This window comes from uncultured Amaricoccus sp. (assembly GCF_937858865.1).
In the GTDB taxonomy this organism is placed as follows: domain Bacteria; phylum Pseudomonadota; class Alphaproteobacteria; order Rhodobacterales; family Rhodobacteraceae; genus Amaricoccus.
Genome location: NZ_CALLYO010000182.1, coordinates 1 through 3433, shown reverse-complemented (window position 1 = coordinate 3433; position 3433 = coordinate 1). Strand labels below are relative to the sequence as shown.

The following is a 3433-nucleotide window of genomic DNA, read 5'->3' as shown; positions in this document are numbered from 1 at the left end:
GGTCTCGGCCAGTGTTCTGGAACAGCCCGGCGAGGGCGCGGCTGATGAGGTTCGAGACCTTGGGCCGGGGCAGGGCGGCGAAGGGGAGGGGGCGGCAGACGTCCATGGCGGCGACGCCGACCCGGGCGGTGAGGGCGCCGTTCACGAAGCCCTCGCCGAAGCGGCGGGAGAGGCGCGCGAGCAGGTGGCCGCCGGCGACCGAGCCGACGAGGTCGTCGCCGACCGCCACGAGGCCGGTGGCGATGAGGTGGGTCGCGACGAGGCGCAGCAGCCGCCAGGAGCCGAAGAAGCCGGCGTGGGCGCCGTAGATGCCGGCGATGCGGCGGACCATGCGGACGTTCTGCGACAGTGCCGCCAGCACGTCGGCGAGCGCCAGCGGGATGAGCGCGGTGGCGCCGGCGACGATGCGGCTCGCCGCCTCGATCTCGCGGCGGGCCTGGGCGTCGAGCGGCTCGAAGACGGCGCGCTCGGTCAGCTCGACGATGGCGTCGGCGTCGAGCAACCCTTCGCGCCGCTCGCGCAGCCGCTCGAGGTGCCAGCCGAGCTCGGGGCGGCCGGAATAGAACCGCTCGAGCCGCCGCGAGAGGGCGAGCGCCGCCGCGCGGTCGCCGCCCGCCAGCGCCGCCGCGGCCTCGGCGTGGAAGGACTGGATGCGGACGAGGCGGCGGAAGGCCCAGAGCTCGCGCACGACCTGCAGGAGGACGAGGACGGCGAGGATCGCGACGAGGACGAGCGCGGCCCGGCCGAGGAGCGGGAAGCGCATGAGCAGCGAGGTCAGATAGTCGTAGGTCGCGATCGAGACGACGAGCGAGACGAAGAGCCCGAGGACGGTCCAGAAGAGCCCGCCCCGGCCGCCCCGGCCGCGGCCGGCGGCGAGGCGCACCGCCGCCTGCATCGCCGCGCCCTCGGGCGGCTCGTCATCGGGCGGCGGCGGGGCCTCGGCCGGGGTCAGCGTGGCCGGCGCGAGCTCGCCGGCCGGGATGACGAAGGGATCGACCCGCTGGCCGCGGGATTCGGGCGGACGGCTCATCCGAGGCGGTCTCCGATCAGGAACTCGGCGGCGCGGTCGAGGCGGATGTGCGGCAGCCCGCCGCCGGCCCCGGCGAGGAGGGGCGGCGCGAAGCGCGTCACCCGGTAGGCGGCGTCGCTCCAGTCCTCCACCCCCTGCCGCGCCGGCGAGAGGATGGCCGCGGGATCCTCCGGCAGGTTGCCGGGGAAGAGCGCCGCCTCCTCGCCGCTCCCCTCGAGCCGCCCGCGCACCACGTCGATCTCCCGCCCGTCGCGGATGACCGTCGCCTCGACCGTGGCGCGCAGGCTCGCGATCGAGAGGGCCTGGGTGGCGGCGCCGGTGAACTCGGCGCGGGCGCGGGCGTCCTTCACCAGCGCCTGGGCGATGGCGGCGAGCTTGCCGTGCTGGGAATGGTGCAGATGGTCGGCCTTGGTGGCGGCGAAGAGGATGCGGTCGATCCGCCGCCCGAGGATCGGCGCCAGCCAGGACCGCGGCCCGGGACGGAAGCAGGCGAGGATCTCGGCCATCGCCGCGCGCAGGTCCTCGACCGCCCGCGGCCCGTCGTGGATGGCGCCGAGCGCGTCGATCAGCACCACCTGCCGGTCGAGCCGGGCGAAGTGGTTGCGGAAGAAGGGCGCGACCACCACCCGCTTGTAGGCCTCGAACCGCTGCTCGAAGGCGCGCCAGAGCGAGTCCGCGGCACGCCGCGCCGGCCTGTCGAGCGGCGAGAAGGTGAGGGCGGGCGAGCCCTCGAGATCGCCCGGCATCAGGAACCGCCCCGGCGCGACGCTGGAGAGGCCGGCGGCGCGCGCGGCGGCGAGATAGGCGGTGAAGTCGGCGGCGAGCGCCCGCGCGGCGGGCTCGGTCGCTGCGAGCCGCGCCAGCCAGGCGGCCGAATGCGGCGCCCTGGCCGGCGTCCGGGCGATGGCGATGGCCGCGCGCGACCATTCCTCGAAGCTCTCGTTCATCAGCGGCAGGTCGAGCAGCCACTCGCCCGGATAGTCGACGATGTCGAGATGCACGACCTTCGGCCCGCCGATCCCCCGCATCATCCCGGTCGGCGTCACCCGGAGCGAGAGCCTGAGCGTCGAGATCGAGCGGGTGCTCTCCGGCCAGCGCGGATCCGGCCCGGTCAGCGCGGCGAGATGGTCCTCGTAGGCGAAGCGCGGGATGGTGTGGTCGGGCTGCGGCTGCAGGTAGGCGGCGAGGATGCGGTGCTCGGCCTCGGCCCTCAGCTGCGGCATCCGGCCGCGGTCGAGGAGGTTGGCGACGAGCGAGGTGATGAAGACGGTCTTGCCGGCGCGGCTGAGCCCGGTCACCCCGAGCCGCACCACCGGGTCGCCGAAGAGGCCGCCGAGCTCGCCCACCGCGTCCCCGACGCTCTGGATCAGGCCTCCGGTGAGGCGATTGAGGTCCAAGGTCCCGCGTCCTCCCTCCGCTCCCCGGCGGTCCCAGACCTAATCGCTCCGCCGCCCACCCGCAACGCCGCGCGGGATCCGGGTGACACGTCGCTCGCGAAAACATGGATGTAAGCCATCTGTTGACATGCTGTCAGCCGATTGCATACACTGCCCCGCATGATCAAGACCTTCCGGAGCAAGCAGCTCCGCTCGCTCTGGGAGACCGGCCGATCGAGGATCGACGCGCGCCTGCACGAGCGCATCCTGCGGCGGCTGGATCGTCTCGATGCGGCCGCCGGCGCGGAGGACATGAACCTTCCCGGCTTCGACTTCCACGCGCTGCGCGGCTTCGAGCCGACCCGCTACACGGTCCACGTCAACGGGCCGTGGTGCGTCACCTTCGAGTTCCGCGACGGCGATGCCTTCGCCGTCGACTTCGAGCAGTACCATTGAGGAGATACCCCATGGCCCGCGATCCGAACCGCTGCCCGACCCACCCCGGGGCGCTCCTCCGGGAGGACGTCATCCCTGCCGTCGGCGTGCCGAAGGCGCAGATTGCCCGGCTGCTCGGCATCTCGCGCCAGCATCTCTACGACATCCTCGCCGAGCGGAAGCCGGTCAGCCCGGAGACCGCCGTCCGGCTGGCGAAGATGTTCGGCGGCGAGCCGATCGCCTGGGTCAGGATGCAGGGCGCCTACGACGCCTGGCATGCGGCGCGCGCCATCGACGTCTCGCAGATCCCCTCGCTTGGCGGGAAGGCCGCCTGACCCCCGACCGGCCGCGCCGCCTTGCGCGCGCCGCCCCGGGCGCGCTAGGGGCTCGGGCCATGCCGCGCTACGCCCTCAGGATCGAGTACGACGGACGCCCCTTCTCCGGCTGGCAGCGCCAGGCGGCGCGGGCGAGCGTGCAGGGGGCGCTCGAGGCGGCGATCGCGCGCATCGCCCCGGAGGCGCCGTTCACCGTCGGCGCCGGGCGCACCGATGCCGGGGTGCATGCGATCGGCCAGGTCGCCCATGTCGATCTC

General features: G+C 74.1%; 4 protein-coding genes and 1 pseudogene. 3 read left to right on the top strand and 2 right to left on the bottom strand.

Annotated elements, in window-relative coordinates; translation table 11 throughout:
• Positions 1-1030, bottom strand: a 1030-nt coding sequence (locus Q0112_RS05045) for a YcjF family protein (RefSeq protein WP_297972306.1), incomplete at its 3' end; no start/stop codon positions are given.
• Positions 1027-2427 carry a YcjX family protein gene (locus Q0112_RS05040; protein WP_297972303.1) on the bottom strand — a complete coding sequence of 467 codons (1401 nt, stop codon included), beginning with the start codon at positions 2425-2427 and terminating at the stop codon, positions 1027-1029. The genes Q0112_RS05040 and Q0112_RS05045, both read right to left, overlap by 4 nt.
• A 159-nt stretch (positions 2428-2586) precedes the next feature.
• Here Q0112_RS05040 and Q0112_RS05035 point away from each other — a divergent pair, with 159 nt between their 5' ends.
• From Q0112_RS05035 to Q0112_RS05025, 3 genes and pseudogenes are all read left to right on the top strand, one after another.
• The gene (locus tag Q0112_RS05035; RefSeq protein ID WP_297972300.1) at positions 2587-2862 is read left to right on the top strand and encodes a type II toxin-antitoxin system RelE/ParE family toxin; all 276 of its coding nucleotides are present in this window, start codon (positions 2587-2589) and stop codon (positions 2860-2862) included.
• Between the two features lie 11 nt (positions 2863-2873).
• Positions 2874-3176, top strand: coding sequence for a HigA family addiction module antitoxin (locus Q0112_RS05030; protein WP_297972296.1), 303 nt, complete (start codon positions 2874-2876; stop codon positions 3174-3176).
• A gap of 59 nt (positions 3177-3235) precedes the next feature.
• Positions 3236-3433, top strand: a pseudogene (locus Q0112_RS05025) (tRNA pseudouridine(38-40) synthase TruA); the annotation flags it as partial.